The organism is Microvirga sp. GN3, assembly GCF_055792825.1.
The window spans coordinates 1-5669 of the sequence record NZ_JBVVAK010000279.1; the positions used below are offsets into that span (position 1 = coordinate 1).

Consider the following 5669-nt stretch of genomic DNA (forward strand, 5'->3'; position numbering starts at 1 on the left):
AAGGGATGACCGAACTCGCAACACCCATGATCAACCAGCAGGCTCTGGCAATCACCCCACAGGCGAGCTGACCAATGGCCACCTCAAACCGCACCCGAATTTACACTCATTGACGGACGTGACCGCAAGCGACTGCGAAGCGGACTATAACACTCGCTTGTGACAAGAGCTCAAGGTATTCGCCGCGGATCCGAGCCGTCTCCTCCGCACCTGCCATCAATGGTGTTCGTGAGGGGCGGCGCTGAGTTCGGCCTTGTGCTCGCTGATGAAGTGCCGCAGGGTTGCGACGAGTTCCTTCGCATGAGCGAGGTCATGCCGCTTCAGGGCGGCCCGGAGATCGTCCACGATCATGTCGCGGAGCTGGCCTGCCCCGTGCGGCTGATGCAGGAGGTGCTGGGCCAGCGCGGCAGCGGCAATGTCGTCGAGGTGCTCGTGCTCGGCGATCGCGGCAACTTCAGCCTCATCGAGACCCGACAGGGCGATGCAATCCTCGCGCGTGATGTTCATGGCGCCTCTCCATGGCTCTGGAGCCCCTCCGCATGCCGTCGGTCTGCAGGGGAGCTGACGGGCGGCTTCTCTCATGGCCGCGATCCTCGTGGCGGCTCGACTTTGATCTGGATGCTACACTCCTCCAGGAGCCACCGCTGCGCTGAGCCTTTGAACCGCGCCTGCACGCCCGGTCTGCGCCTGCGTTGCGTCATCAGTGTGAGAAGGTGAACGGCCGATCCCCCGATCGGTTTCAGCGCGGCGGCATCAACAGCCTGAATTCCGGCCTATGCTTAAGGCCACGCTCCAGCGCCCGGAACAGCGCCGTACAACAATGTCCCAGGCTACCCTTCACGTCAGATCGCTGCGCTCGCACGCCAGATCGGGCTCGCCGAGCCGTGCGAGGATTGCGGCACGGGCCGCATCGCGCAGCCGGATGGCGGCGGCAAAGTCACGTCCGGTCGGGGCGAGCGGCTCCCCGATGTGAACCGCGATGGTGCCGCGCCGCGGGAGCCACTGGCCCGAGCGCAGGATCGAGCGGGTGCCGCGAATGGTGACCGGAACGATGGGAACTCCTGCGTGGCAGGCGACCTCGAACGCCCCCAGATGAAAGCCAAGCAGTCCCGGCATGCGCGTGAACGTACCCTCCGGGAACCAGGCAAGACGTTCACCCGCGCGGGCTGCCTTGAGCGCCTGCATCGTATCGGCAACTCCTCCCGCCGGATCGGTCCGGCGCACGAATACGGTCCCGAGACGGCGCAGGAAAAGCCCGGCGAAGAATTGTTCCGCGAGCTCCTGCTTCGCCACGAACGTAAGGCTGCGTGGACCAACCGCCGACAGCACGACACCATCGAGATAGCTCGCATGATTGGCGATCAATACGAACGGTCCGCTTGGCAGGGGAGCCGAAGCCTCGACCGACAGCGGAGATCCAGCCCAACGAACGAACAGGCGAGCGCCGCTCCTCACGGCAGTCTGTCGCCATACCCGACGCGGCAGCAGAACCACTGCCGGCCATAAGACCAAAGCCGTCACGGCCAGCAGGATCCACCACCATACGGCATAAGCCCAGTCGCCAATGGTCCTTGTGGTGCGGCGCAGCCGTGGCAGGATGCTCGCGAGGACCAGACGAGCGACCTGCCAAGACGGGTGGTGAAGCCTATCTCGTTGTCCTCCGCTCTCGTAGAGCGCGCGCGCCGCCGAGCGGCGGATCTTCCCGCTTGAGGTCTTGGGGACCGTATGTGGCGGCGAGAGAACGATATCGTCTGGAGGAAGATCGAGGATGTTGTGCGAGGCCTCGATGATGGCGCGCCGCAGGCGATCAAGTTGCTGCGGGTCGGTCAGTCGGGTCTCTGCCATGACAATGAGACGCTCGCTGCCCGTGCGTGGATCCGCACTGGCAAAGGCTGCAACGCAGCCCTTGCGGATCCCGTCAAGACCGCTGATAAAGTCCTCCAGCTCCTGCGGATAAATGTTCCGCCCGGCCCGCTTGATCATGTCCTTGATGCGGCCGGTGACGAAGATATCGCCGCCTGCGGTGTAGGCGCGATCCCCGCTTTCGAGCCACGCGCCATCGAAGAGAGCACCTGTCTTCTCAGGGCTCTTGAAATACCCCGATGTTGCCGACGGACCCTTGAACTGCAGGCGTCCCTCCTGCCGCTCCGGGAGTTCGCGCCCACCCTCATCGACGATGCGGATCTGATGCCCGGGCAACGGATGCCCGCAGGCAACGCACTCGAACGCGGTCGCATCCTGAGGTGCGGCTGGGCGGGCCATGCCATCGTCTGTGAGGGCTCGGCGACTGACCCGGTCCACCACCGGCGGGCGTCCCAGCGGCGGAAAGGCAAGGCCGACGGAGCATTCAGCGAGGCCATAGACCGGCACCATCGCCTCGGGCCGAAAGCCGTGTGGGGCGAACTGCTCCTGGAACCGCCGGAGCGTGCCCGGATTCACAGGCTCGGCTCCGTTCATCGCGACTCTGAGAGACCCGAGGTCCAGGTGTTCGAGAGCGCTGTCGGAGGCAGTCTTGAGACAGAGTTCAAAGGCGAAGTTAGGGCCGGCGGTGATCGTGGCCCGGTGCCGGTGAACCATCCGCAGCCACTCCATCGGATCGGCCAGGAACGCAAGCGGCGGCATGATGATGGCGCGCGCCCCGTAATAGAGGCTGCCCAGCCAGCAGCCGATCAGCCCCATGTCGTGATAGAGGGGCAACCAGCTCACCACTACGTCGGAGGAGGAAGCCTCTAAGGCTTTCCCGATGGCCCGGATGTTGGCCAAGAGATTGGCATGGGAGAGCACGACACCTTTCGGATCGCCCGTGCTCCCGGACGTGTACTGGATCAGTGCAGTCGTGTCGGACGTCGCCGGCATCGGCGCTGCGAGCGGGGCCGACCTGTCAAGCTCCTGGACTGTGGCAATGTGATTGAGGCTTAAGACAAGCCCTTGGAGAAGCCCTGCGGCGGCCTGGATCTCCTCGTTCGTGATGAGAATCGATGCTTCGGCGTTGTGAAGAACCCCGGCTTGCCGCCGCAAGTGCTCCTCCAACTTGGCGCGTTGGAAGGGCGGGTAGATCGGAACCGGAATCCCTCCAGCGAACAGAACGCCGAAGAAGCTGACGAAGAACGATCGTTCCGTCGGCAGCATAATCGCGACGCGCTCGCCTGGGCTCACACCGCGGTCCACGAGCCCGGCGGCAACGGCTCGTGCCTCGCGCTCCAGCTGCGCATAGGTCAGCGGCTCGTCCGTGCCATCGCTCTGCCGGAGATGCAGGTGAACCTGGTCGGGATGCGCGCGGACATGAGCGGCTAGCACATCGATCAGGGTGGCGGTCTGGCTTGGCTCGGCCAAGGGCGGGCGAGGCGGAGCCGGGGTGCTCATTCGCTCTAAGGGCTCGTCGGGGTGAGGGGCGGCATGAAGGATCGCAGCAATCAGATCCGCCGGCGTATTGACCTCTCCGAGAAGGCTGTCGGGCAACCGGACCTTGAAGGCCCGGTTCAGCCGAAGCAGCAGTTCCGTGCGCGCCAGGCTGTCCAGTGCCAGATCGCGGTCGAGGCTGCTTTGCAGGGTTGTGGAAGGAGCCGTGCCGAATGAGGAATGCACGTCGCTGACAAGTTGAGCGATGATCGCGAGGACCTGAGCAGTGACGGCCGCCTCCCGGGAGGAAGCCTCGGGGCTCACCCCTGGTCGTCCGACCGAACCGCCCTCCAGGAATACTTTGTTGGACTCACTGATAGCCATGCGCGCCGACCAACTCGGCTGGATCAATCACATGACGCCGCGGTCTTACAATGATCCAGTCACTCATCGCGGAGAATGGAATAAGGAGTCGGTGATCCAGAGTGCTGAGCTGGCATGACAGGAATGCGGCCTGTCTTCGCCAGCGGGAAGAAGAGCGCTCCCAGTCACGGACAGTGGCAGTCGTCGCTAGCGCGATCCCGCAGGAAAGACCTCGGTCTGGAAATACAGAACGTCTCAGTTCCATTCCCATCTCGGCATTATCTTACATCAAACATGGTTGCCCTGCATGGGGTTCTGCCGCAAACCCGAACGACCGGCCGTTGAGAGCCATATCAACGTCAGGGCAGCGGCGCTAAGCCATTATTTTCCGGCAACCGGTCGGCGCGAGGCCATTGCCGGTGACAGGTAAGCAAGTTTGGGACAGAACTGATCAGAGAGCGTCGGCCAAATCGGGAAGACCTGACAGTTCTCGCGGATGCGATGTGCCAGGGCTACCTGCCGGCTGATCCTTCACGCACTCTGCTCATCAAGGGCTTACGAGCCTCACCCGCGTGGCGGATCGGCGTCTCGACAGGTCACACGAGCAAAAGGGGCCCTGCGGCCCCTTTCGCCGTTCTGAGGCTCGACCTTAGCGCGCGTATCGGAACTCAGGCATCGCCTGCAACTGGTCCTTGGTCATATTTATCATCAATACCCCATGATCAGGACATGTACGGGCTGCGGCACCGGCGGCAGTTCGGTCCACCGGCACGGCTCCAGTTGTGCGCTCGCCCGGCTTGCGCGGGATCAGGGAGGGAGCCACCACCCCACACACGTACCCGGCCGCCGTTAGTTGACGCTGGATGCCATAGCCGCATGGACCCGCCTCGTAGCAGAACCGCAGGGTGCGGCCTGTGCATCCCAGCTTGTCCACCAGCTTTTTGAGATCTGCAGGCGTGTTGGCGATCCGGCCATACTCGCGCACGTCGCCGCGCTGGCCCTCTTCAGCCAGCGCCACCGTGATGGTGTCCTTGTGCACATCCAATCCGACAAAGATGATAGGCTCACCCATGACCCGTCTCCGATGCATGAGGCTCGGCGCCGAACCATCCGGCGCAATCCTCGAACACCTGCATACTGCGAGACGGGTCGCCCCAATCTCAGGCGAACATTTGGTCTAGGGGCCTCCACGCTCTTGCGGCATGCCCGCGGCAAGGCCTTAGTACCTGCGGGATGGATCAACGCCTTGCTGGCCCGCTGCCCAGCCGGCATCGTCAAGATCGCCATCGCCAACAAGTTGGCCCGGGTTGCTTGGGCGGTCCTGCAGGACAACCGGGGTTATCGTGCTCCGGCTGCTGCGGCCGCATAGGCCGCCTCTGGAGCCGGATGAGTTTGCAACGGATGAGTTTGCAAGATTGGTGGAGGTGATGATGGTGTGATGACGAACCGGTCGAGCCGGAGATCAGGATAGCCCGTGATAAGCGGTTGCGCTCAGACGCAGCATAAATGTTGGGCGACCTGATCCGCGAACTTCATCAAGGCCCGCGGCCGTGTGAGCCGTACGACAAGGCCGAACACATGGCTCCACCCGACCAAGTCGTCAAAACACCAAAACCCTCTTGCCAAGCAGGCGCCGTCCACACAGGCTTATCGGAAATTCGTGGCTCGCGTGCGCAATCAGGCGCATGATCGGCAGTGCCATGTCCCATGCTTGGCACGAACGTGAGGACCTCGCCGAGGGCGAAAAGCGCGTGGCCGACCAGCTCCTCCTGATCGAATGGATGACCAAGAAAGGTCACGATACGGTAGAAGCCGAAAAACTGCTCCAGAACTGCGAGACTATCCTTGAGGCCTGGCGCAGGCATCGACGGCTCATCCTGGCTGAAATTGCGCGCCAAGAAGGGCCTGAATCTAAGGCCCCCCTCGATTCCATAAAGGCAATTCTGCGAATTACGGCTCCGTGCGCG

General features: G+C 63.2%; 3 protein-coding genes and 1 pseudogene. 1 reads left to right on the forward strand and 3 read right to left on the reverse strand.

Annotated features, from left to right (window positions below; all coding sequences use genetic code 11):
* Positions 1 to 216 precede the first annotated feature (216 nt).
* The 3 genes and pseudogenes from ACS5Q1_RS46215 to ACS5Q1_RS46225 all read right to left on the reverse strand — a co-directional run.
* The gene (locus ACS5Q1_RS46215; protein WP_473104512.1) at positions 217 to 507 is read right to left on the reverse strand and encodes a hypothetical protein; all 291 of its coding nucleotides are present in this window, start codon (positions 505 to 507) and stop codon (positions 217 to 219) included.
* Positions 508 to 837: 330 nt separating this feature from the next.
* On the reverse strand, positions 838 to 3723 hold the full coding sequence (locus ACS5Q1_RS46220) for an AMP-binding protein (RefSeq protein ID WP_473104513.1): 2886 nt from the start codon (positions 3721 to 3723) through the stop codon (positions 838 to 840).
* A 763-nt stretch (positions 3724 to 4486) separates the two neighbouring features.
* Positions 4487 to 4774: pseudogene (locus tag ACS5Q1_RS46225) on the reverse strand (hypothetical protein); the annotation flags it as partial.
* Between the two features lie 613 nt (positions 4775 to 5387).
* Between ACS5Q1_RS46225 and ACS5Q1_RS46230 the strand changes: the two are divergent.
* On the forward strand, positions 5388 to 5669 hold a 282-nt coding region (locus ACS5Q1_RS46230), incomplete at its 3' end, for a hypothetical protein (RefSeq protein WP_473104514.1).